Annotated in this window: 21 protein-coding genes; 6 read left to right on the top strand and 15 right to left on the bottom strand. The window is 39.4% G+C overall.

The window, feature by feature from the left end:
• Positions 1 to 77: 77 nt before the first annotated feature.
• Complete coding sequence (gene purL, locus FVA69_RS07335) at positions 78 to 3,965, bottom strand: phosphoribosylformylglycinamidine synthase (RefSeq protein WP_164528614.1); 3,888 nt, start codon at positions 3,963 to 3,965, stop codon at positions 78 to 80.
• A 270-nt stretch (positions 3,966 to 4,235) separates the two neighbouring features.
• Here purL and mltF point away from each other — a divergent pair, with 270 nt between their 5' ends.
• On the top strand, positions 4,236 to 5,900 hold the full coding sequence (gene mltF / locus FVA69_RS07330; protein ID WP_109911453.1) for a membrane-bound lytic murein transglycosylase MltF: 1,665 nt from the start codon (positions 4,236 to 4,238) through the stop codon (positions 5,898 to 5,900).
• A 40-nt stretch (positions 5,901 to 5,940) separates the two neighbouring features.
• Here mltF and tadA read toward each other — a convergent pair whose 3' ends face one another.
• A complete protein-coding gene (gene tadA, locus FVA69_RS07325; RefSeq protein WP_164528613.1) occupies positions 5,941 to 6,423 on the bottom strand; it encodes a tRNA adenosine(34) deaminase TadA in 483 nt (160 codons plus the stop codon).
• A gap of 96 nt (positions 6,424 to 6,519) precedes the next feature.
• Positions 6,520 to 7,167 (bottom strand): leucine efflux protein LeuE, encoded by a 648-nt coding sequence (gene leuE, locus FVA69_RS07320; RefSeq protein WP_164528612.1) that lies wholly within the window; start codon positions 7,165 to 7,167, stop codon positions 6,520 to 6,522.
• Between the two features lie 302 nt (positions 7,168 to 7,469).
• Here leuE and FVA69_RS07315 point away from each other — a divergent pair, with 302 nt between their 5' ends.
• The 3 genes from FVA69_RS07315 (at position 7,470) to FVA69_RS07305 (ending at position 9,437) form a co-directional block, all read left to right on the top strand.
• A complete protein-coding gene (locus FVA69_RS07315) occupies positions 7,470 to 7,781 on the top strand; it encodes a hypothetical protein (protein WP_231136862.1) in 312 nt (103 codons plus the stop codon).
• Positions 7,782 to 8,493: 712 nt separating this feature from the next.
• Complete coding sequence (locus FVA69_RS07310) at positions 8,494 to 8,754, top strand: YfhL family 4Fe-4S dicluster ferredoxin (protein WP_004912777.1); 261 nt, start codon at positions 8,494 to 8,496, stop codon at positions 8,752 to 8,754.
• A gap of 236 nt (positions 8,755 to 8,990) precedes the next feature.
• Positions 8,991 to 9,437, top strand: a complete 447-nt coding sequence (locus FVA69_RS07305) for a hypothetical protein (RefSeq protein ID WP_004912779.1) — start codon at positions 8,991 to 8,993, stop codon at positions 9,435 to 9,437.
• Between the two features lie 246 nt (positions 9,438 to 9,683).
• Here the strand turns inward: FVA69_RS07305 and acpS are convergent, their stop codons facing one another.
• The 11 genes from acpS to rpoE form a co-directional block, all read right to left on the bottom strand.
• Positions 9,684 to 10,076 (bottom strand): holo-ACP synthase, encoded by a 393-nt coding sequence (acpS, locus tag FVA69_RS07300; RefSeq protein ID WP_004912785.1) that lies wholly within the window; start codon positions 10,074 to 10,076, stop codon positions 9,684 to 9,686.
• Positions 10,076 to 10,807 carry a pyridoxine 5'-phosphate synthase gene (gene pdxJ / locus FVA69_RS07295; protein WP_164528610.1) on the bottom strand — a complete coding sequence of 244 codons (732 nt, stop codon included), beginning with the start codon at positions 10,805 to 10,807 and terminating at the stop codon, positions 10,076 to 10,078. The genes acpS and pdxJ overlap by 1 nt, the downstream gene beginning before the upstream one ends.
• 295 nt (positions 10,808 to 11,102) lie before the next feature.
• Positions 11,103 to 11,831, bottom strand: coding sequence for a DNA repair protein RecO (recO, locus tag FVA69_RS07290; protein ID WP_004912788.1), 729 nt, complete (start codon positions 11,829 to 11,831; stop codon positions 11,103 to 11,105).
• An 11-nt stretch (positions 11,832 to 11,842) separates the two neighbouring features.
• Positions 11,843 to 12,751, bottom strand: a complete 909-nt coding sequence (gene era, locus FVA69_RS07285; RefSeq protein WP_004912791.1) for a GTPase Era — start codon at positions 12,749 to 12,751, stop codon at positions 11,843 to 11,845.
• Entirely contained in the window at positions 12,748 to 13,428 is a 681-nt protein-coding gene (gene rnc, locus FVA69_RS07280; protein ID WP_004912793.1) for a ribonuclease III, read from the bottom strand. Before rnc ends, era begins: the two co-directional genes overlap by 4 nt.
• A 303-nt stretch (positions 13,429 to 13,731) precedes the next feature.
• The gene (gene lepB, locus FVA69_RS07275) at positions 13,732 to 14,697 is read right to left on the bottom strand and encodes a signal peptidase I (protein ID WP_004912796.1); all 966 of its coding nucleotides are present in this window, start codon (positions 14,695 to 14,697) and stop codon (positions 13,732 to 13,734) included.
• A 17-nt stretch (positions 14,698 to 14,714) separates the two neighbouring features.
• Positions 14,715 to 16,508, bottom strand: a complete 1,794-nt coding sequence (lepA, locus tag FVA69_RS07270) for a translation elongation factor 4 (protein ID WP_042851876.1) — start codon at positions 16,506 to 16,508, stop codon at positions 14,715 to 14,717.
• Positions 16,509 to 16,912: 404 nt separating this feature from the next.
• On the bottom strand, positions 16,913 to 17,377 hold the full coding sequence (gene rseC / locus FVA69_RS07265; protein ID WP_164528609.1) for a SoxR-reducing system protein RseC: 465 nt from the start codon (positions 17,375 to 17,377) through the stop codon (positions 16,913 to 16,915).
• 3 nt (positions 17,378 to 17,380) lie between these two features.
• Positions 17,381 to 18,331 carry a sigma-E factor regulatory protein RseB gene (gene rseB, locus FVA69_RS07260; RefSeq protein ID WP_004912804.1) on the bottom strand — a complete coding sequence of 317 codons (951 nt, stop codon included), beginning with the start codon at positions 18,329 to 18,331 and terminating at the stop codon, positions 17,381 to 17,383.
• Positions 18,331 to 18,954: an anti-sigma-E factor RseA gene (gene rseA / locus FVA69_RS07255; RefSeq protein WP_004912807.1), complete on the bottom strand. Its 624-nt coding sequence runs from the start codon at positions 18,952 to 18,954 to the stop codon at positions 18,331 to 18,333. Before rseA ends, rseB begins: the two co-directional genes overlap by 1 nt.
• A 58-nt stretch (positions 18,955 to 19,012) precedes the next feature.
• Positions 19,013 to 19,591 (bottom strand): RNA polymerase sigma factor RpoE, encoded by a 579-nt coding sequence (gene rpoE, locus FVA69_RS07250; protein WP_004912810.1) that lies wholly within the window; start codon positions 19,589 to 19,591, stop codon positions 19,013 to 19,015.
• Positions 19,592 to 19,975: 384 nt separating this feature from the next.
• Between rpoE and nadB the strand changes: the two genes are divergently transcribed.
• On the top strand, positions 19,976 to 21,571 hold the full coding sequence (gene nadB / locus FVA69_RS07245; protein WP_162598828.1) for an L-aspartate oxidase: 1,596 nt from the start codon (positions 19,976 to 19,978) through the stop codon (positions 21,569 to 21,571).
• A gap of 31 nt (positions 21,572 to 21,602) precedes the next feature.
• Here the strand turns inward: nadB and trmN are convergent, their stop codons facing one another.
• Entirely contained in the window at positions 21,603 to 22,337 is a 735-nt protein-coding gene (gene trmN / locus FVA69_RS07240) for a tRNA(1)(Val) (adenine(37)-N(6))-methyltransferase TrmN (protein ID WP_004912814.1), read from the bottom strand.
• A gap of 158 nt (positions 22,338 to 22,495) precedes the next feature.
• On the opposite strand from trmN, the gene FVA69_RS07235 reads away from it, so the two are divergent.
• The gene (locus tag FVA69_RS07235) at positions 22,496 to 23,227 is read left to right on the top strand and encodes an IclR family transcriptional regulator (protein ID WP_004912819.1); all 732 of its coding nucleotides are present in this window, start codon (positions 22,496 to 22,498) and stop codon (positions 23,225 to 23,227) included.
• Positions 23,228 to 23,229 lie beyond the last annotated feature (2 nt).

Raw genomic sequence — 23,229 nt, 5'->3', positions numbered from 1 at the left:
GTTTAAAACTAGCTCGATTAAAATTCAGGCCAGCAAAATAGCTGGCCTTTTCAACAATCTATCGAGCTTGTGATTTATTAACCTAATTGCTTACGTGCATTACGGAAAATCCGCATCCATGGGCTGTCCTCTCCCCAATTTTCAGGGTGCCATGAATTGCTTACCGTACGGAAAACACGCTCAGGATGCGGCATCATAATCGTTGCACGGCCGTCTTTCGAGGTTACAGAAGTAATTCCATTAACTGACCCGTTCGGGTTAGCTGGATATTCCTCTGTCACTTGGCCATAGTTATTCACGAAACGCATCGCCACCAGCCCGTTATCTTCTAATTGCTGTAAATGTGCCGCTGCACGTGTTTCCACTTGCCCTTCACCATGAGAAACAGCAATAGGCATACGAGAGCCTGCCATATCTTGCAGTAATAACGATGGGCTATTCGCAATTTCTACTAAACTAAAGCGCGCTTCAAAACGTTCTGAACGGTTACGTACAAAGCGAGGCCAGAATTCCGCACCAGGGATCAGCTCATGTAAGTTCGACATCATCTGGCAACCATTACACACCCCAAGAGATAAGGTATCTGGGCGGTTAAAGAACGTAGCAAATTCATCACGAACTTTATTATTGAATAAAATAGATTTTGCCCAACCTTCACCCGCACCTAATACGTCCCCATAAGAGAAACCACCACAAGCCACCAATGTTTGGAATTGTTCCAAAGACAAGTTACCTGCAAGTAAATCACTCATGTGCACATCAACCGCATCAAAACCAGCACGGTCAAAAGCGGCGGCCATTTCCACATGCGAGTTCACGCCTTGTTCGCGTAAAACAGCCACTTTAGGGCGCACGCCTGACAAAATAAACGGCGCTGCGATGTCTTCTTCAATGTCATACGTCAGTTTCACATTCAAACCAGGGTCCTGGTTATCCTGTTTCATCGCATGCTCTTCGTCTGCACACACTTCGTTATCACGTAAGCGTTGCATTTGCCAAGTAGTTTCAGCCCACCATTGACGCAATAAACTACGAGATTCACGATATACAACCGTATCTCGGCTATTAATAATCACGACATCATCATGTATTGCAGAACCTAAATAATGAACGCAACCTGCCAGCCCTGCTTGCTCAAAACATTCCGCTACATACGCTCTATCGGCTTCATTAATTTGAATGACTGCTCCTAGCTCTTCGTTAAATAACGCCGCAAGCGTGTCTTCATCAAAAGAGCTGATATCAACATTAATACCGCAATGACCCGCAAAAGCCATTTCTACTAAAGTGACGAATAAACCACCATCTGAGCGGTCATGGTAGGCTAGAAGTTTTTGCTCTGATAACAACTTCTGAATTGTATTAAAGAAGCCAAGTAATACTTCAGGACTGCGTACATCAGGGGCTTTATTACCTAACTGACGATATACCTGTGCGAGCGCAGAGCCGCCCAGCGCATTATTGCCTTGCCCAAGGTCAATTAATAACAAGGCATTATCATTAGTTACTTTTAATTCAGGTGTCACTGTCAAGCGAACATCTTCAACACGACCAAATGCACTAATCACCAAAGAAAGTGGCGAGGTCATTTCGCGTTCTTCGCCATCTTGCTGCCAACGCGTTTTCATTGACATGGAGTCTTTACCAACTGGGATAGTTAAACCTAACGCAGGGCACAGTTCTTCTCCTACCGCTTTAACCGCTTCATATAGACCTGCATCTTCACCAGGGTGCCCAGCTGCTGCCATCCAGTTAGCCGACAATTTAACGCGTTTTAAATCTTGCACATAAGAACATGCGATATTAGTTAATGCTTCCCCAACTGCCATTCGTGCTGATGCAGCAAAGTCTACCAATGCTACTGGTGTTCTTTCACCTATTGACATGGATTCCCCATAGTAGCTATCTAAGCTAGCGGTGGTTACCGCGCAGTCAGCAACAGGAATTTGCCATGGGCCAACCATCTGATCACGTGCCACCATACCCGTCACTGTGCGGTCACCAATGGTGATTAAGAATGTTTTTTCAGCTACTGCAGGCAAATGTAGAACACGCTTCACCGCTTCATTTAAATTAATCGCTGTTCTATCTAATGAATCGGGCTCTGCCTTTAATGTTGTTACATCACGCAGCATTTTTGGTGTTTTACCCAGTAAAACATCCAAAGGCATATCTATAGGTTGGTTAGAAAAGTGTTCATCATTCAGTGTTAAATGTCGCTCTTCAGTCGCCTCCCCAATCACGGCAAATGGCGCACGTTCACGTTCACAAATCGCCGTAAAGACAGAAAGCTGCTCAGGTGAAACTGCCATCACATAGCGCTCTTGAGACTCATTACACCAAACTTCTAGCGGGCTCATGCCCGGTTCATCATTAAGAATTTTACGTAACTCAAAACGTCCACCGCGGCCACCATCACTCACCAGCTCAGGCATGGCATTCGATAAACCACCTGCGCCCACATCGTGGATAAATAAGATAGGGTTATCATCACCAAGCTGCCAGCAACGGTCGATAACTTCTTGGCAACGGCGTTCCATTTCGGCATTATCACGTTGTACCGAAGCAAAATCGAGATCTGCGTCTGATTGGCCTGATGCCATTGATGATGCAGCCCCGCCACCTAACCCAATGTTCATTGAAGGGCCACCGAGTACAATCAGTTTTGCACCAACCGTAATATCGCCTTTTTGTACGTGATCTGCACGGATGTTTCCGATACCACCCGCTAACATAATAGGCTTATGGTAACCACGTAATTCTTCACCATTGTGGCTGTTAACTTTTTCTTCATACGTTCTGAAATAACCTAATAGCGCAGGACGACCAAATTCATTATTGAATGCCGCCCCACCTAATGGCCCTTCCATCATAATATCCAAAGCCGTCACAATGCGCTCTGGTTTACCAAAATCTTCTTCCCAAGGCTGTTCAAAACCGGGAATGCGTAAGTTAGAAACAGAAAAACCGACTAAACCAGCTTTTGGCTTCGCGCCACGCCCTGTTGCGCCTTCATCACGAATTTCACCGCCAGAGCCTGTTGCTGCTCCCGGCCATGGTGAAATCGCTGTTGGGTGGTTATGAGTTTCCACCTTCATTAAGATATGAGCATCTTCTTGGTGGTAGCGGTATGTACGTCCTTCAGGTTCAGGAAAAAAGCGGCCAACAGACGAACCTTCCATAACGGCGGCATTATCTTTATAAGCAGATAAAACATGGTCAGGTGTTTTTTCAAACGTATTTTTAATCATTTTAAACAGTGATTTAGGCTGTTTTTCACCATCAATTACCCAGTCTGCATTAAAGATTTTATGGCGGCAATGTTCTGAGTTTGCTTGCGCAAACATATAGAGCTCAACATCCGTTGGATTACGTTTTAACCCAGTAAATGCCTCTAACAGGTAATCAATTTCGTCATCGGCTAACGCGAGCCCCATTTCCCTGTTAGCTGTTTCCAATGCAAGGCGGCCACCTGTAATCACATCAATGGATTTCATTGGTGCCGGCTGTTGCTGCACAAACAGTGCGCTCGCTTGTTCAAAAGAAGAAAAAATGCTTTCCATCATGCGATCATGCAAAATAGCGATCACTTCATGCCACTGTTCTTGGGTCAATGCATCACTTTGAACATAATAAGCAATCCCGCGTTCGATACGCTTTACTTGGCGAAGACCACAGTTATGTGCAATATCGGTGGCTTTTGAAGACCACGGAGAGATAGTTCCCGGACGAGGAGTGACTAAAATAAGCTTACCGAATGGCTCGTGCTCAGCCAGAGAAGGACCATACTTTAACAAACTGCTCAGTTTGCCTTGCTCACTATCACTCAACGGCGCTGATAATTCAGCAAAGTGCATATACTCAGCATAGATATCCGTGACAGGAAGCTGTTTTTCTGCAAACAGCGCCAAAAGGCGGGTAATACGAAATGCTGATAGAGCAGGTGAACCACGCAAAATTTCCATCGTCTTAATTTCTCTCTTTTAAACGCCAGCCCTGAACATGAAAGCAGGGAAACCGGAACACATTATAGAGCAATGTTCATCAATACGAAACCGTTTGCGTGATTAAAAATAAAGCGATTAGTTAAATATTATTCTGTGCTAAATACGATAATATAGGTTGCACCGTTCCTAAATGTTGAGCAAAATAGCCGACTACTGGAATTATAACCATTACTTAGCCATACTCTTTTATGGACATACAGCACCAGCCAATGCACGAGAAACTATTATTTGAATAACTTAAAAGTTAACTATTTAATTATCGTGGTCATCGCGCTACTAGCAACTATGGTCATCGGTTTTAACGTCCGCTGGCCCAATACGCAGAATTCACAAATTAATAAAATTATTTCTCAAGGTGAATTACGTATTAGTGCCGTTAGCTCGCCACTTATCTATATTGATGAGCAGAAACAGCTGCGTGGGTTCGACTACGAGCTGGCTCAAGGCTTTGCCTCATACTTAGGCGTTAAACTCAAGATAACCATCCGCCCAACATTCGAGCAAATATTTGATGACCTTGAAAATGGCGATGCCGATATCGCGGTTGCGGGTTTACTGTATAACAAAGACCGTTTAGCCAAAACAAAAACTGGTCCAAGTTATCTTAATGTCACTCAACAACTTGTCTATCGCAAAGGAACAAATCGCCCCAAAAACTTCAATGAAATAACGGGTAAATTATTGGTAACAGCGGGTACGGCGCATGCAAGTACCTTGAAGGAACTCGCCAAGGAATACCCAAACCTAAAGTGGGAAGAAACCTCAAAATACAATACCAATCAAATCCTTGAAATGGTTGCCGATGGTGAGGTTGACTACACATTAGAAGACTCTATTGCCGTTGCACTACAGCAACGTATTCACCCGCAATTAGCGGTTGCTTTTGATTTATTGGATGATCATGCTGTTACTTGGTATATGCGTCGTAGTAAAGAAAACAGTTTAGATGCTGCGTTGCTTGATTTCTTCAACATCAGCCATGAAAGCGAATTACTTGCACGTCTTAATGAAAAATATTTCAGCCATGTAGAGTCTTTCGATTATTTCGACACAATGGCATTTATTAAAGCCATTGATAATAAACTCCCCGAGTATCAACCTCTATTTGAAAAATATGCTCAGGTAATTGACTGGAAATTATTAGCGGCTATTGCATGGCAAGAGTCCCATTGGGATCCTTTAGCGACCTCACCTACGGGGGTACGCGGGCTAATGATGCTAACAAAGCCAACCGCAACAACAATGGGTATTGCGGATAGGTTAGACCCGGAAGAAAGCATAAAGGGCGGCGCCGCTTATATAGCTTATATTATGGAGCGTTTACCTGAAACCATCGAAGAGGATGACCGTATCTGGTTTGCCCTTTCCGCCTATAATATGGGGTATGGGCATATGCAGGATGTCCGTAAATTAACTGAAATGTTAGGCGGAGACCCTAACCGGTGGTTAGATGTAAAAGCCCGTTTACCTTTATTGACGCAGAAAAAATATTACTCACAACTCACTTATGGTTATGCACGTGGCCACGAAGCTTATCGTTACGTTGAGAATATTCGTCGTTATCATCAAAGTTTAGTGGGTTACTTACAAAGCCAAGAAAGAAAACAGCATGCTCTTGATATTGCCCAGAAGTCACTTATTTATTTGATTTCTCCTGAGAACCATAGCACTACTGAATCTCAAGCTATGCAAAATCAGTCCCCTATTTCTGAAAAAGTTAGTATGACGAATTTAGGGAAAATGAGTTCTGCGGCGCGGCCATCTAAAACTCTTGATGAAAAAAGGCTGCCATTAGGAAAATATTTACTTTCATTACACCCATCACAAAATACCGATGAGACCGATAATGAAACACCTATCTCGCCACCAGAAGCACCTGAAAACTCGCTATAAATCATGCTGAAATAAAATAAGTGCGCTAAATTTTACTGTGTTAGCGCTTTTGTTCTTTTTTTTGCGCTCTACGCAATTTAAAAAAAGCACTCAGCATTGAAGAACATTGCTCTTCTAGAACACCACCAGTCACATCCACATAATGGTTTAGCCCGGCTTGCCCCATAATATCTAGGTAGGAACCACAAGCGCCAGTTTTAAAATCCTTAGCACCATAAACGACACGATTAATACGGCTGTGGATCATTGCGCCTGCACACATAATGCAAGGCTCTAACGTTACATATAATGTGGTATCCAATAACCGATAATTTGACAGCACTTGCCCTGCTTGTTGCAGAGCCATAATTTCAGCATGTGCTGTTGGATTATGGTCAATAATCGAACGATTCCAGCCTGAAGCAATTAAAAGATTGTCTTTAACTAAGACCGCACCAACAGGAATTTCGCCAAGATCTTGTGCTTTTAGCGCAAGTTCAATAGCTTGTTGCATCCAATACTCATCAATTTCAATTTGCGTCACTCTTACCTCTGGTCAATGCGTTTTACACGCGATTATCCTCAAATGTTAGAATGACCGCAATTAAAATGCTTTTGTCTCTGTAATAGCAACCTCATTTTAATTGCTAAAAATCGCTAATTTAGCTGCAAACCCCATAAAGAAAGCGCCTACCGTACAATTTCCAAGCTTTGCAAGGAGTTGCTTTTCACGCAAAAAACGCGCAATCAAATAGCCACTAAAAATCAATAAGCTCAGGTATAAAAAACTCACTAATTCTAAAATCGTCGCAAGTACAAGGTAAGGTACCCATGCATGTGAGTAATTAAAGTCAACAAATTGTATAAAGAAAGAAATATAAAATAAAATTGCTTTCGGGTTTGTTAAGCTCAGCACTAGAGCGCAAGTAAAGTGTTTTTCTGTTTTAATTGGGATAGCATCAATACCGTTTGGCTGCGATTTTTTATACATAAATGTGCTATATAAAATCTTACCGCCTAAATATAGTAGATAAGCCGCACCTAAATAGCGAACTATCATAAATAATGTCGGGGATGCTTTAATCACTGAAGCGACACCGATAAATGACAGGAAAATTAATATTGCATCTCCAGTAAATACCCCTAGAGCAGCCCGATAACCAAACCGAGTGCCACTCGATGTACTTGTTTTTAATACATATAATGAGTTAGGTCCTGGTACAATAATGATTAAAACTAACCCTGCCAAATAAGTCCAGAAGTTAAGAACGCCAAGATTTTCGAACATATTTTTGACCCTTTATCTTTTTTATTATTTTTATCATAACTTTCACTCTTTGTGAATATTTATTCAATTAATTAGATATATGAAATGAACTGATAATAAAGATTATTTTAAATCAAACTTATTTATGATTACTAGGCTTATTCATTATTAACAACGGAAGGAATAAATATATGCTTATTATTAGAACATTAGTATAAAATGGAGCATTCGAAGATTTCTATCCAACAAAGATGACCTTTAGTGCCGCTAAACGTAATTATTTTTTAGGGCACTCAAAAGATAAAACTTACGTTGTATACTCTATGGCAGATAATGGTAAAGTTGCCCCGAATGCTCCAGTACAAAAAGGAAAACTGAAATCCTACCTTAGTAACATTCAAGCATTCTATAATTCAGTAAAAAATAAACAATATTTATGTGGTTATAATTTAAATGAAAAAATTGTCGAATTGTACCAAATAGATGATAAAGCGGGTATACAGCCGATCAATGTTGATAACTTCAACGTTAGAGATACCATTCAATCAGCAACACTTTATATCGCTAATGGTCTTATTCATATATATAGCCAAGCAGAAAAAATAAAAACTAGAAAATCCATAGCTATTCAATAGAGGAATAATAACACCGAATTATACTTCAGTTAAAATTCAAAATACATAAGGGTCAAGTATAAGGCCATTATTGATAATAATTAAACATACTCCCCATAAAATTCTAAAAAAATCCCTTTATCATTGATTAACAAATAAATAAATAAATAAATAAATAAATAAATAAATAAATAAATAAATAAATAAATAAATAAATAAATAAATAAATAAATAAATAAATAAATAAATAAATAAATAAATAAATAAATAAATAAATAAATAAATAAATAAATAAATAAATAAATAAATAAATAAATAAATAAATAATATTTTAACATTAAAATTTTTTAATTAAAAACAACTTCCTTTTCAATTTTTTTAAATAATGCATTTCCTATTAAAATATAATTCATTTTTAGCTAATACTAAATCCATAACCAAACAGCAATAAAAAACACTAATAAAACCAAATAATTCATTTACATTCCATTAACAAAACCATTTGATTTGAATATTCCTATTTTTCAGAAGAAAGTAGCCATTCTGCATAACAATGAACTTAAAAAAATTACATTTAAATAATATGAAAAATAAGTATTGTAATTTAGTATTACTTTTTCAAGCTTTTCAATGTAAAATGGTTGCACAAAAACACAAGAATTGAATAGAAGTAACGAATAGGTGCAAGGTATAAGTTACTATTTTTTAACTTAGTCGAGTATAAGTCACTGATATGTCTTTATTAATTACAAAACGCTGTATCAATTGTGATATGTGTGAACCTGAATGCCCAAATGATGCAATTTTTATGGGTGACGAAATTTATGAGATTGACTCAAACCTATGCACTGAATGTGTAGGGCACTACGATAAGCCTACCTGCCAATCAGTATGTCCCATAAACAATACTATCATTATTGATCCCAATCATATCGAAAGCCAAGATCAGCTATGGGATAAATTTGTTATGATCCACCACGCAGACAAAATTTAAACCTCTATGATTACTTTAAGAATTCATCATTATAAAAAATAAACATAATAATATTTAGTAGTAGCTTACTTCCTATGATGAATTCTTATCAGTTTAAGCTTATATAAGTTTTCGCTTATACAATTTATTACCAAAGATTAATAAACATTATATTCTGATAATATTTATTACTATTACAATAAATATTTTCTGATACATTAACCCCTCGCATTTACCAATTTTCAAAGAGGGATATTATGACCAAATCAAGTGAAAGCGTTCAAAAAAGTAAATTTAATAATTATTACAGCACAAGTTTAGTTTATACTGTAAAAGACTATAATTACTTTATTGGTATAGCTAAGAACAAGTCTTTTGTTATTTATGAAATAACAAAAGATGGAAAAATAGATCTTAAAAATTTTGTACAAGATGGAGTGTTAGATACTTTCCATGATGACCTCCAAGTTGTTTATGAACCAAATCAAAACAAACAATTCCTTATATGTACAAACACCACTGAGTCTAAATTAGATATATTTACTATTTATGCAAATGGTTCTATAAAACTATTTGACTCTCTTGACTATAAAAGAAACTCTAAACAAGGAACAGCAATTTATGCTGAAAATGGATTTTTCTTCTTTTATGAACAATCTCAGCGAACTTTAGAGTGGGAAATTAGAAAATTTGTAAGAGAATAATATAATTTCACCATGGAAAATAGTTTTTAATTAAACTAATTACAAAGCGATGTATTATTAGCCAGTCAATTCTTTATTAACTGATTGAATGGCCATTTTATTTCATAGCGTTAAGCATAGATATTTAACTTAAAATAAGTATTGTATTCTATTTTCAGATAATATATCTTTTATATTAATAGGTTATTTATTGGCTAATCAAACAAGCAATAAATAACCTATATTTTTCTACTACTTAGAAAGACTTTAATTCTTCATAGTACTTTCAATTATCACAGTAGCTACCGCATAATGCCGCTCATCGGTAATCGAAACATGAAAGTGTGTTGCATGTATGCAGTTAGCCAACGTTAATGCCTCATCACTTAAGCTCAATAAGGGTTTCCCAAGCTTGTCATTAGTGACTTCAAATTGATTAAACGCTAGACCATTGCGAATTCCCGTACCTAGTGCTTTTGCTGCAGCTTCTTTAACTGCAAAGCGTTTTGCTAAAAAGCGAGCTGGCTTTGATTGTTGTTGGTACTGGACTAACTCAGCCTCCGTTAAAATGCGTTTAGCAAGGCTGTCACCTGTACGTTCAATCATAGACTCAATACGAGCAATTTCCACAATATCTGTACCTAACCCTACAATTGCCATTATTTACGCGCTTCCAACAGAATTTTTTTCATATCAGCAACGGCTTGAGCTAACCCACTGAATAATGCTCGACCAATAATTGCATGACCAATATTAAGCTCATAAATTTCAGGTAACTGAGCAATACGTTGAACGTTATGATAGGTTAAGCCATGACCTGCATTGACTTTAATTCCTTTACTCGCCGCATATATAACGCCATCATGAATACGGCGAAACTCAAGTTCTTGCTCCTGTTCTGTTTTAGCATCTGCATAGGCTCCTGTATGGATTTCAATAAACGGAGCACCACACTCTTGCGCAGCATCAATTTGTGCGTGGTCTGCATCAATAAACAATGAAACTAAAATACCCGCTTCTGTGAGGCGTTTAACAGCATCTGCAACTTTCTGTTTTTGCCCTGCGACATCTAAACCGCCTTCCGTGGTCACTTCCTCCCGTTTTTCAGGTACTAAACAGCAGAATGCAGGCTTAATACGACAAGCAATCTCTACCATTTCGTCCGTTACCGCCATTTCAAGATTCATTCGAGTTTGAATGGTTTCATTTAGCAATGTGACATCTCTATCTGTAATATGACGGCGGTCTTCACGTAAATGAATGGTGATACCATCAGCTCCCGCTTGTTCAGCAACGAACGCAGCTTGTACAGGATCTGGATATTGAGTTCCTCTTGCTTTTCTAACCGTTGCAATATGGTCGATATTTACGCCTAACAAAAGCTCTGCCATTTTTTATTCCTCATTAGTAAACGCTAATAAACTTATCTGCCAACTATCCTACTGTAATTTCCTGTGCTGAGGGAATAAATCTCTCATCATTCGAAGTAAATTCCAATATACATACCCTATTTCAGTCGTTGTATTTAATTTTTGCGAAGCGCTTCGTAAGATTTTATATCGACAAAAAAATATATTGTTTGATAAAGCCAGTTCAGCTAAAAAGATACATGAGAAAGGGATATATAGAGGTATTAGGGGTATTAGCGGTATAACAAACTAGGTAAAAATAAAATTAAAAACAATTTCAACTCTGTTTGTTCTGCACAACTGGCGAATAAGTAAACTGGCGAAATAACTCTCGGCTTTTTAAAGGTTTTCCACCTAAATAAGGCTTTAAAGCAAGTCGAGTAAAACGTTTTGCTGCTTTAAGCGTATCTGCATCAGGAAATTCGCGACTTGCCAGTGCTTTAAGTTGTTTACCCGTGAAACTAAGCTGGTCAACAACCAAACTACCAATAAATCCTTTTTCTTCTCTATACCGGTAAGTCATTGTGTCAGAAACGGGCTCCCCGCTACCAGCACAATGTAAAAAATCAACACCATAACCAAGGTAAGAAAGCAAGGCTAGCTCAAAGCGACGCAAGGCAAATTCAGGAGTGTGCTCACTCGCAGCAAGAATTTGTAAACAGGAGAGATAATCAAAAAATAGTGCAGAATATGGTGTACCAAATTCTAATACACGCGCGGTTAATTCATTAAGATATAAACCGCTATATAGAACGGTTCCTGTTAAAGGGAGGGCTAAAGAAACCGGGTCTGCACTAATTAAGGTTTTGATTTCACCTTTGCCTCCCCAGCGGATTAGCAAAGGTGTGAAGGGCTGTAAGCAGCCCCTTAATGGTGAGCGATTACGGCGAGCGCCTTTTGCAAGTAAACGTATTTTTCCTTCGCCTTCAGTAAAAAAATCGAGTAATAAACTCGTCTCACTGTAAGGCCTTGAATGGAGTACAAACGCACGCTGCCAACCACTCACTTTGCCACCTACTATTTTAGGTCGTCAACATAACCCAGGCTACGTAATGCTCTTTCGTCATCAGCCCAGCCTGATTTAACTTTAACCCAAAGCTCAAGGTGCACCTTGTTATCAAACATTCTTTCCATATCGATACGCGCTTCGGTACCGATGGTTTTCAGTTTGCTACCTTTGTTACCAATAACCATTTTCTTTTGGCCTTCACGCTCAACAAGAATCAAGCCATTGATATGGTAAATACCCGCTTCTGTTACCTTAAATTGTTCAATTTCAACCGTCACCGAATATGGTAGTTCATCACCTAAGAAACGCATGAGCTTTTCACGGATAATCTCAGATGCCATAAAACGCTGAGAACGGTCAGTAATGTAATCTTCCGGAAAATGGTGTACTGCTTCAGGGATATGCTGTTTAACAATTTTAGCAATTGTATCCACACCAGTACCTTTTTCAGCACTAATCGGAACAACATCTAAAAAATTCATTTTCTGACTGATCATACTAATATGAGGCAATAGTATCGTTTTATCAGTCACATTATCAATTTTGTTAATTGCTAATATAACAGGGCAACGTAAGCTAGATAACTTAGTCAATACCATTTCATCATCAGCGGTCCAATTAGTCCCTTCAACGACAAAAATAACTAACTCAACATCACCAATTGAACTGGATGCAGCCCGGTTCATTAAACGGTTAATTGCACGTTTTTCTTCAATATGAAGTCCTGGGGTATCAACATAAATAATTTGGTAATTATCTTCTGTATGGATCCCCATAATACGATGGCGAGTCGTCTGTGGCTTTCTCGAAGTAATCGAAACTTTTTGCCCCAGTAATTGATTCAATAATGTCGATTTACCGACATTTGGCCGTCCAACTATGGCAACAAAACCACAGTGGGATTGTAATTCACTCATTCAAGCTCCAAAATTTTCAATGCTTGCTCTGCTGCTGCTTGCTCTGCTTTACGACGGCTTGAGCCAACACCATTAATCGGTTGGTCAATACCACTAACTTGGCAGTGGATCGTAAATTCTTGATCGTGAGCTTCACCTTTAACCTGAACAACCAAATAATTAGGTAGTGGTAAATGGCGCCCTTGCAGATATTCTTGTAACCTTGTTTTCGGGTCTTTTTGCTTATCACCCGGACTGATCTCAACCAGTCTACTTTGATACCAATCTAAAATAATTCTTTCGATCGTTTGGATATCACTATCTAAAAAAATACCACCGATCAGTGCTTCAACAGTATCAGCAAGGATAGATTCGCGACGAAAACCACCGCTTTTTAATTCCCCCGGCCCTAAACGTAAACACTCACCGAGTTCAAATTCACGTGCGATTTCTGCTAATGTATTTCCGCGTACAAGCGTTGCTCGCATACGACTCATATCACCCTCGTCCACTTTTGGAAAACGGTGGTATAAGTCATTTGCAATCACAAAACTCAAAATTGAGTCACCTAAAAACTCTAGACGCTCATTATGTTTGCTACTTGCACTTCTATGTGTCAATGCTTGGATTAATAACTCGTTCTGTTTGAATTGATAACCAAGCTTACGCTGTAATTTTTCTAATAAAGAGGGGTTCATGTGCGCCCAACCATTTTTTATTTGATAAAAAAGCACACGCAACAGACCTGTAAAATTCACCATTTTACAAAACTGTTGCGTTTGCACTGACTCCTTATGCTTCCATATATTTTACAGCTCAGTGGAACTAATTATAAAAATTCATTAGTTACAATAAGTTAAAATAGGAGAGTTAATAATTGGGGAGCCAATAATATTAATTAATCTATATTGTACACTGGGTAAAACAATAATGCTTCGGTTAATGCGGATTTTCAAATGAAAACCCGCATTTCCAACATTTGGCTAGACCCACTATTCAAATTATAGTGGACCAATTCGGCTAAAGCGAATACCTGTCGGCCATTCATTTTCTTGTTTATCAAGACTTAACCAAATAAATACTGCACGACCGACTAAATTTTCTTCTGGTACAAAGCCCCACATACGACTGTCAGAGCTATTATCTCTGTTGTCACCCATCATAAAGTAGTGCTTTTCAGGAACAATCCATTCGTTCTTCGGCATACCTGGTTGCAGATATTTAGCTTCAGTAATTGCTTGACGAATAATTAAAATTTGATGCTCAACCGTATCCAATTTTTCACTACGCTCATACTGGCGTAACGCATTCCTTGGTAGAGGTTGGTCTAATGGAATTTCATAATTCCCCTTTTGGTTATCAACAACAGAACCGATATCAAGGAACATGGTCCATTCACTCGGCGCCAGAGGACCATAAACAATAGGTAAGGTCTCTGTACATTTGTTATCTGCACAATTCGGGTAAATTGTTAATTCCTTTGCATCTGGGTTATAAATAATTTTATCACCCGGCATTCCAATAACTCGTTTTACAAAATCAACATTAGGATCTCTTGGGTATTTAAAAACTGCGATATCGCCACGTTTCGGTTTACCCGTTTCGATTAACGTCGTTTGTGTAATTGGGTCTTTTAAACCATAAGCAAATTTCTCAACCAACATAAAATCACCAACTAACAACGTTGGCATCATTGACCCTGAAGGTATTTGAAATGGCTCATAAATAAATGAACGCACAATCAGTACAATCGCCAACACAGGGAAAATAGACGACCCTGTTTCAAGCCACGATGGGCGGCGGACAGCATTTGCCACATCCGCTTCACTCACGGCGCCATTCGTTGCATCCTGTAACTGCTTGAGTTTTGCTTTACGCGCAGGTGCAAATTTAAACTTGTCTAAACACCATATAATCCCTGTGATTAATGTTGCCAGTGTTAGGATCAAGGCAAAGGTGTTAGCCATTGAGGCTCCTTGTAAACTTAGTCTTTACCAACATGCAATATAGCAAGGAACGCTTCTTGTGGTAGCTCAACGTTACCAACTTGCTTCATACGTTTCTTACCATCCTTTTGCTTCTGCAACAGTTTTTTCTTACGGCTAACGTCACCACCATAACACTTGGCAAGTACGTTTTTACGCAATTGTTTAACTGTAGAACGAGCAATAATATGGTTACCAATCGCTGCTTGAATCGCAATATCGAACTGCTGACGCGGGATTAGCTCTTTCATTTTTTCGACCAGTTCACGACCGCGATATTGAGAATTCGCACGGTGTGTGATCAAGGCCAAAGCATCAACACGTTCATTATTAATAAGAACATCGACACGCACCATATCTGATGCTTGGAAGCGTTTAAATGCATAATCTAAAGATGCATAGCCGCGAGACGTTGATTTTAAGCGATCGAAGAAATCCAATACTACTTCTGCCATTGGGATTTCATAAGTCAGCGATACTTGATTACCATGATAGACCATATTGGTCTGAACGCCACGTTTCTCAATACAAAGTGTAATAACGTTACCCAAATATTCTTTAGGCATCAGCATGTGACACTCTGCGATTGGTTCACGTAATTCTTCAATATTGTTCAATGCCGGTAGCTTAGATGGGCTATCGACATACACGATATCACCGTTAGTTTGCTGCACTTCATACACGACAGTCGGTGCAGTGGTAATCAAATCAAGATCATATTCACGTTCTAAACGTTCTTGAATGATTTCCATATGCAATAAACCAAGGAAACCACAACGGAAGCCGAAGCCTAACGCAGTCGAAGTTTCTGGTTCATAAAATAAAGATGCGTCATTTAGACTTAATTTACCTAATGCATCACGGAATGATTCATAGTCATCAGAACTGACGGGGAATAAGCCTGCATATACCTGTGGTTTAACTTTTTTAAACCCTGGTAACGCTTTATCTGCCGGGTTGCGAGCCCCAGTTAATGTATCCCCAACTGGGGCGCCAGTGATATCTTTAATCGCACAAACTAACCAGCCCACTTCACCGCAACTTAATACATCGCGGTCGATTTGCTTCGGTGTGAAAATCCCAAGGCGGTCTGCGTTATACACTTGCCCTGTGCTCATAACTTTAATTTTATCGCCTTTTCTCAATGTTCCGCTCTTAATACGGATCAAAGAAACCACGCCTAAATAGTTATCAAACCAAGAGTCAATAATCAGTGCTTGTAACGGAGCATCTGCATCACCAACAGGTGGTGGAATCTCTTTAACAAGACGTTCAATCACATCTTGAACACCAATACCGGTTTTTGCAGAGCAGCGAACTGCATCATGTGCGTCAAGGCCGACAATATCTTCGATTTCATCGGCAACACGTTCAGGATCAGCAGCTGGTAAATCAATTTTATTTAAGACCGGAACAACTTCTAAGTCCATCTCGATAGCGGTATAGCAATTTGCCAAAGTTTGAGCTTCAACACCTTGCCCTGCATCAACCACCAGCAAAGCCCCCTCACAGGCAGCTAATGAACGAGACACTTCATAAGAGAAGTCAACATGACCCGGTGTGTCAATGAAGTTTAATTGGTAAGTTTCACCATCTGAAGCTTTGTAATCAAGCGTTACGCTCTGTGCTTTAATAGTGATCCCACGCTCACGCTCTAAGTCCATCGAGTCTAAAACTTGTGCCGCCATTTCGCGGTCAGTTAAGCCACCACAAATTTGAATGATGCGGTCTGACAAGGTCGACTTGCCATGGTCGATATGTGCAATGATGGAAAAATTTCTTATGTTATTGATTTTCAAGGTAATATCTTCTTTTAAATTGCCTTACAAAATCAGCTTTGTGCAAATATTGCAGCAAAACTAAAATGCTATGATTATCACAAGATTGTTAATTAGCTGCATTTTACATATAAGAACCCGCTAACACAAAGATTCAATGTAAAACAACTGTAAACCTGCATCAGGTTAATAGATTAGTTGTCGTGATTCATCATTAATACAACTCACACCAACCACTTCTATAGCCATAGTCAATCTATTGTAATTTCTAACTCAAAACAGACAAAATTGGTTAATAACTTTGTTCGCCATAATACTATTTGTTTGTTAATTAACTCTAATCCACAAAAAGGGGAAACTTAAGTTTCCCCTTTCTATTGATAATATCAAATTAATCTTCTAACTCAACATATTGAAATTTAGCAATTAACTTGTACTGAAAGCTCACTTGGAGGTAGCCCTATCTGTAAAATAACAGGTTGAAAAGCTTCATCATCACGCCAATTTGAGGCTAGTCTACGCGCAATATAAAAGCCAATAATACCACCAATTACACCTGAAATCGCTATCCAGAACTGCTCAAAATCAAACGCCTGTGCTAAGCCTGCAAAAATAAATAACCCCAAAATAGGCGTTAAGTAAACTAATAGCGCTGAACGGATCAAACTTCCCTCCGGGATGCCCACTTCAATTTTTTGCCCTTCAACTAGCGGTTGTTCAATCGCAATTTCTAATTCATGTTCCGTATTTGGCCCTATTTTGCTTAAAGCATAAGAACCACAGGTTTTACGAGCACCACAACTACCACAGCCGGACGAAGAACCATAGCGCAATAAAGCTCTACCGTTTTGCCAACGGACTACTGTTGCCCACTCTTTTACCATAATTTACTCCCGAAACTGAATACTACCTGCTACCACTTGCGCTGTTGCTAACGGTAATTCACCAATGATAGTGATAACATTTTGCTTTTGCGTCATTGTGTAAATAGTACGACGCCCATTTTGAAGCGGTTGATCAAGTAACGGGCCTTTAGTCGATTTTGTCACGTTTACAGAAAAGGTAAATAAACCATCACTAAACATTGCGGTTTCTACTACGTCGTCTTCAGCTAATTTTCGCGAAGAACGAGATATTTCTTCAAAACCAGGAGGTAACATGCCAACTTGCCATTTAAAAGAAGGATTTCCATTTTTAGGGGAAATCAATAATGGTGGCATATTTACCTTACTTAATGCGAGTAATGAGTCTTTCACTGTTTGGCTATCTAGCACCGTCGAGATCACACGAAATTGTTCTAATGTTTGGCTATTATTATCAAGAAGGTCGATACGTAATGGCAATTTCGTTTCTTCATCGATTAATACTACATAGTTAAACCGAGAGTTGTCTTTCGATATTATGCGAATCACTAACGCAGGCCTATCACCAATATGGGTACGTCCCGCATCAATAAAATTATAATAAGGTTTAATTTGCTGATAATTGGCAAAAACTACTGATGGCAAATTATCAACTATATATTTGCCATTTAAGCTAAATGCATCAAAACCTGGTTCAAAATAACTAATACTATTACCTTTTTGAACAATTTCACGACGCGATGAGTCCATTTGGATCATTTGTGAAACAGGTTCACCATTAATGATTGCATGGCGATAACGTACAGGCGTTATTGATTGCGGACTAAATGTCATATAAGACATTTCGTAAGAAAGGTTCTGGGCAGCATTCCCCATTTCTTTAAAAAGAACATCGGCATCTATTTCAGATGCCGAAGCTTGATTAGAAATAATCAGGCTGCCCGTCAGGCAGATGACGGATAACCATTTATTCATTATTGCAATTTAACTCCTGCTGAAGACGCAGGTTGTGCAGACTCTTGATATTGCTGGTTGAGCATCGAGCGTCTTTCAATTTCATACTGTTGTAGCATCGCATTAATGCGTTGATTTTGTTGTTCAACTTGTTGAAGTTGCTGCTCATTACCAAATAATTGGTTATCTGAGATATTCAAGCTAACTGGTGCCCCGCTGCCGACAGGAATGGTATTGAACATTGGCTCATCAACCGGTGAGTCAACCGCATTACTTTGGTTGTATTGTTGAACGCCAACAATTACAGCCAAAGACACACAGGCTGCAACACCAATTTGAGTTAACTGGCTCGCCCAAGGACGAATTTTGCCCCAGAATGGGAAAGCCCCCCAAGTCGCAGGCTCTGGCTGCGATTCGACAACTACCTGAGGATTAATACGCACAGCTTCATTCTCTAATGCTGCCGCAACTTTACTTGCAATATCAAAATGCATGACTTCACTAGTATCGTTACGTAGAGTATCACGAATAAGATGATAGCTCTCCCAACGTTGTTTTAACGTTGAATCACGTGAAATAGCGCTGACCAGTTCTAAGTCTAGTACTTCGCCATCCATCATTGCGGAAAGTTTCTCTCTTTGCATGCCCAATTACCTTCAGTTAATTGCATCACAATTATGTTTAATTGACTGATTTAACATACTAATACTGTTGAATCAGTGGCTGAACTTTATTATCAATCGCTTCCCTTGCCCTAAAAATACGAGAACGTACGGTGCCGACTGGGCAATCCATTATTTCTGCGATTTCTTCATAGCTCAAACCATCTAACTCGCGGAGCGTAATTGCCATTCTAAGATCTTCAGGCAGCGATTCGATGGTCCGGAAAACAACTTTCTTTAATTCATCAGACAACATTAAGTTCTCTGGGTTCGAAATTTCTTTTAAGGCACTCGCGGTTTCAAAGTTTTCTGCATCACTCGCTTCCAAGTCCGACGCAGGTGGGCGCCTATCTTGGGCAACTAAATAATTTTTAGCTGTATTTACCGCAATCCGATAAAGCCAAGTATAAAATGCGCTATCACCACGAAACGAACCAATGGCGCGATAAGCTTTTATAAATGACTCCTGCGCAACGTCAGGCACATCTGCTTGCGGTACATAGCGAGATACTAAGCTCGCGACTTTATGCTGATATTTTATCACCAATAAGTTGAAAGCTTGTTGATCGCCTTTTTGTACCTTTTCAACCAAAATCTGGTCGGTCAATTGCTCGCTCATTCCAGGAAGTATCTCCCGAATTCAGGCCGATAATATGTTAACTTGATCATGTTCTCCCTTCCTAAAGCAAGCACTACTTTGAGTAGTAGAACTCGTTGAAGTTCAATTTAATCTAAAAAAATAGTCAAAAATTTACAAAACTGATGAAAAAATTACTTGGTTGATCTTAAAGATCCTTATTAAAACAACTAACTACAAGATCCAGAAGACAGCATACAGATTTTAGGCACGAATGCGATAGCTATCACACTAAAACCATTTGAATACGTAAATAGCGCTAGGTCAATATACTGTACCTTAACAGCCATCCACTAATAGCAATAGGACACTCGATAGGCTAACATAAAAAACTCAATACATACTATTATATACATGCAAACACTTATGAACGAATCCACACAGCATTACACTGATATTTTAATCATTGGGAGTGGTGTCGCAGGACTTTCAGCTGCCTTGCGGCTCGCCCCCTTTCATCAAGTGACCATTCTTAGTAAAAGCAGCCTTAGCGAAGGAGCATCTTATTACGCACAAGGCGGTATTGCTGCAGTTTTTGATGACACTGACAGCATCGAATCTCATGTAGAAGATACACTAATTGCTGGTGCAGGTATCTGCCAGAAAGAAGCTGTTGAGTTTATTGCCTCCAATGCAAAACAATGCGTTCAATGGCTTATCGACCAAGGTGTTTTATTCGATACAGAGATTACCGAGAACGGCGAAACACAGTATCATTTGACCCGTGAAGGCGGCCATAGCCATCGACGAATTCTCCATCATGCTGATGCGACAGGAAAAGAAGTTGAAACCACGTTAGTCGACCTCGCTTTTGCTCACCCAAACATTCATATTAAAGAACGCTATAATGCCGTCGACCTAATCCTTTCTAGCACAGCTGAATCACCGCGAATTTTAGGTGCTTACGTTTGGAACCGCCAAAAAGAACAAGTTGAAACTATTCGAGCGAAAACGATTGTTCTGGCTACGGGCGGCGCGGCCAAAGTTTATCAATATACCACGAATCCAGATATTTCTTCTGGTGATGGGATTGCAATGGCATGGCGAGCTGGCTGTCGTGTTGCTAACCTTGAGTTTAATCAATTTCACCCAACTTGTTTATTTCATCCACAAGCACGTAATTTTTTATTAACTGAGGCATTACGTGGTGAGGGAGCTTACCTCAAGCGCCCTGATGGTAGCCGGTTTATGCCAGATCACGACGATCGTGGTGAACTTGCCCCTCGCGATGTTGTTGCACGTGCTATTGACCATGAAATGAAACGCCTTGGTGCTGATTGCATGTATTTGGATATTAGCCATAAGCCTAGCGATTTCGTTAAAAACCATTTCCCGACTATTTATGCGAAATTGATGACTTTAGGGTTAGACCTCACTCAAGAGCCCATCCCTATCGTACCAGCGGCCCATTACACATGCGGTGGTGTAATTGTCGATGAAACGGGTATGACTGATATCACGAATCTCTATGCAATTGGCGAAGTGAGCTACACCGGCTTACATGGTGCAAACCGTATGGCATCCAATTCGCTATTAGAATGCTTGGTATACGGCTGGGCGGCGGCTGAAAACATTAATAAAACGATCAAACAGATCGATGATATTCCCTATTTATCTGAGTGGGATGAAAGCCGAGTACATAACTCAGATGAACAGGTGGTTATTCAACATAATTGGCATGAATTACGTCTATTTATGTGGGACTACATGGGGATCGTCAGAACGACTAAACGCCTTGAACGTGCATTACGCCGCATCCATTTACTTCAACAAGAGATTCACGATTATTACGCCAACTTTCGTATCTCAAATAATTTATTGGAACTACGAAACCTAGTTCAAGTTGCTGAATTAATGGTTCGTTGTGCATTAGAACGCAAAGAAAGCCGGGGATTACATTACACCTTAGATTACCCAGAACCACTTCCTAATTCAGGCCCCACTATTTTACAACCTGAATAACGTGAGCTAGGGCCGGCCTTAAGTGCCGGCTTTAGTATTTCACATAAAATGGCTGAATTAGTTTACGAAATTCATCAGTATACTCACCCTTTTCATCTTTGAGTGCCAGCGATGTCACTTGTGTTTGTGTCTCTTGCAGTTGAATGCCCAATAGCATGCGATGGTAGGCTGTTGTAGGTTTATCACTAACATTAACGCGAAAAGCAGTAAACCAGCCTGAATTCTCAGCCATCTTCTGCATTTTTTCACCGACCTCATAGGGCAGCACTAAACAAAATAGTCCATGAGATAGAAGACAGGATTTTGCACTTTCTAGTAATACATCATGAGTTAATGTCGCGGTATATCGCGCTTGGTCTCGTTTTTCGTCCCGACACGCAACAGCAGGTTCGAAATACGGTGGGTTGCTCACAATCAAATCATACTGAACTGAATGCAACTGGCTGTAGCTGACAATATCTTGGTTGATAACATGCAAACGCTCAGCCCATGGCGATTCAGTAAAGTTTCCCTGCGCTTGCACTGCGGCATCACTATCTAATTCGACCGCATCAACACGTAACTTTGTATTTCTTTGCGCTAACATCAAGGCTATTAACCCACTACCACTTCCAATGTCTAATACAGATTGAACACCGTCCACGGGAGCCCAAGCCCCCAATAGCACGCCATCCGTCCCCACTTTCATCGCACATCGGTCATGAGCCACAAAAAACTGTTTAAATGTAAAACCGCCTTTACGGTAATTCTTTTTTTGCTCACACATGCAAACACTCTAATTGGCTAATACTTGTTCGAATATTCTCATTCTAAGCAAATAAAAGTCATAAATTAACCTATTTGCTACAATATAATTCTCATATTATGGGAATTATATTTGAGACGAAAAAAATTTACTGATAAGTTCGAAAAAAAGGAGATGCTATGAACAGTATAAATAGAACCTTAGACATCTTGTCTTACATCACAACTTGCGCATCTCCAGTGACGCCACAGTCTATCTCATCAGCGTTAGAGATCCCATTATCAACCGTCTATCGTTTACTAACAATTCTCATAGATTGGGAATTTGTATCTCACGCAAAACAATATGGCACATATTGTGTCGGCTCGCAGAGTATCAAAAATCAAGAAAAATACTATCACCACAGTTTATTGATGAGCGCATCTAAACAAGAACTGCAAACTTTAGCGAAAAAAACCCAAGAAACGGTGGCAATTATTACCTCAAATTTACGAGAGACCATTTGTGTCGACATGATTGAGAGTGAACAAGCGCTACGCTGTTCTTTTATTATTGGGCGAGGCAATACTTTAGTTAAGGGAGCAAGTGCGAAAACCTTGTTAGCTTTTCGTCATGAACTCTATCAAAACCAAGTACTTGAAGCTCATACAAAGCAGTTAACCACTGAACAACAAAAAATAAAGCTACAACAAGATTTACAACAGATACGCAAGCAAGGTTACGGCATGTCTGTGAGTGAAATCGATGAAGGCGTACTGGGGGTATCTGCACCGATTTTCAAAGGAAATGATGTGTTAGCTGTCGTTTCAGTTATGGCACCTGAATTCCGCTCTACACATCGCGTGGATGAATTTATCACGCACACCTGCCAAACAGCGCATAACATCACTAAATTAATTAACTTGGAGTAACT

Source organism: Providencia sp. PROV004, assembly GCF_011045615.1.
In the GTDB taxonomy this organism is placed as follows: domain Bacteria; phylum Pseudomonadota; class Gammaproteobacteria; order Enterobacterales; family Enterobacteriaceae; genus Providencia; species Providencia rettgeri.
The sequence above is the reverse complement of the archived record's forward strand: the minus strand, read 5'-3'. Positions and strand labels throughout refer to the sequence as shown.

Excerpts from the sequence above, each read along its gene's own strand:
- purL (WP_164528614.1), bottom strand. The coding sequence starts at position 3,965 with ATGGAAATTTTGCGTGGTTCACCTGCTCTATCAGCATTTCGTATTACC.
- leuE (WP_164528612.1), bottom strand. The coding sequence starts at position 7,167 with ATGTTCGAAAATCTTGGCGTTCTTAACTTCTGGACTTATTTGGCAGGG.
- FVA69_RS07315 (WP_231136862.1), top strand. The coding sequence starts at position 7,470 with ATGGCAGATAATGGTAAAGTTGCCCCGAATGCTCCAGTACAAAAAGGA.
- FVA69_RS07310 (WP_004912777.1), top strand. The coding sequence starts at position 8,494 with ATGTCTTTATTAATTACAAAACGCTGTATCAATTGTGATATGTGTGAA.
- FVA69_RS07305 (WP_004912779.1), top strand. The coding sequence starts at position 8,991 with ATGACCAAATCAAGTGAAAGCGTTCAAAAAAGTAAATTTAATAATTAT.
- acpS (WP_004912785.1), bottom strand. The coding sequence starts at position 10,076 with ATGGCAATTGTAGGGTTAGGTACAGATATTGTGGAAATTGCTCGTATT.
- pdxJ (WP_164528610.1), bottom strand. The coding sequence starts at position 10,807 with ATGGCAGAGCTTTTGTTAGGCGTAAATATCGACCATATTGCAACGGTT.
- era (WP_004912791.1), bottom strand. The coding sequence starts at position 12,751 with ATGAGTGAATTACAATCCCACTGTGGTTTTGTTGCCATAGTTGGACGG.
- rnc (WP_004912793.1), bottom strand. The coding sequence starts at position 13,428 with ATGAACCCCTCTTTATTAGAAAAATTACAGCGTAAGCTTGGTTATCAA.
- lepB (WP_004912796.1), bottom strand. The coding sequence starts at position 14,697 with ATGGCTAACACCTTTGCCTTGATCCTAACACTGGCAACATTAATCACA.
- rseC (WP_164528609.1), bottom strand. The coding sequence starts at position 17,377 with ATGGTAAAAGAGTGGGCAACAGTAGTCCGTTGGCAAAACGGTAGAGCT.
- rseB (WP_004912804.1), bottom strand. The coding sequence starts at position 18,331 with ATGAATAAATGGTTATCCGTCATCTGCCTGACGGGCAGCCTGATTATT.
- rseA (WP_004912807.1), bottom strand. The coding sequence starts at position 18,954 with ATGCAAAGAGAGAAACTTTCCGCAATGATGGATGGCGAAGTACTAGAC.
- rpoE (WP_004912810.1), bottom strand. The coding sequence starts at position 19,591 with ATGAGCGAGCAATTGACCGACCAGATTTTGGTTGAAAAGGTACAAAAA.
- nadB (WP_162598828.1), top strand. The coding sequence starts at position 19,976 with ATGAACGAATCCACACAGCATTACACTGATATTTTAATCATTGGGAGT.
- trmN (WP_004912814.1), bottom strand. The coding sequence starts at position 22,337 with ATGTGTGAGCAAAAAAAGAATTACCGTAAAGGCGGTTTTACATTTAAA.
- FVA69_RS07235 (WP_004912819.1), top strand. The coding sequence starts at position 22,496 with ATGAACAGTATAAATAGAACCTTAGACATCTTGTCTTACATCACAACT.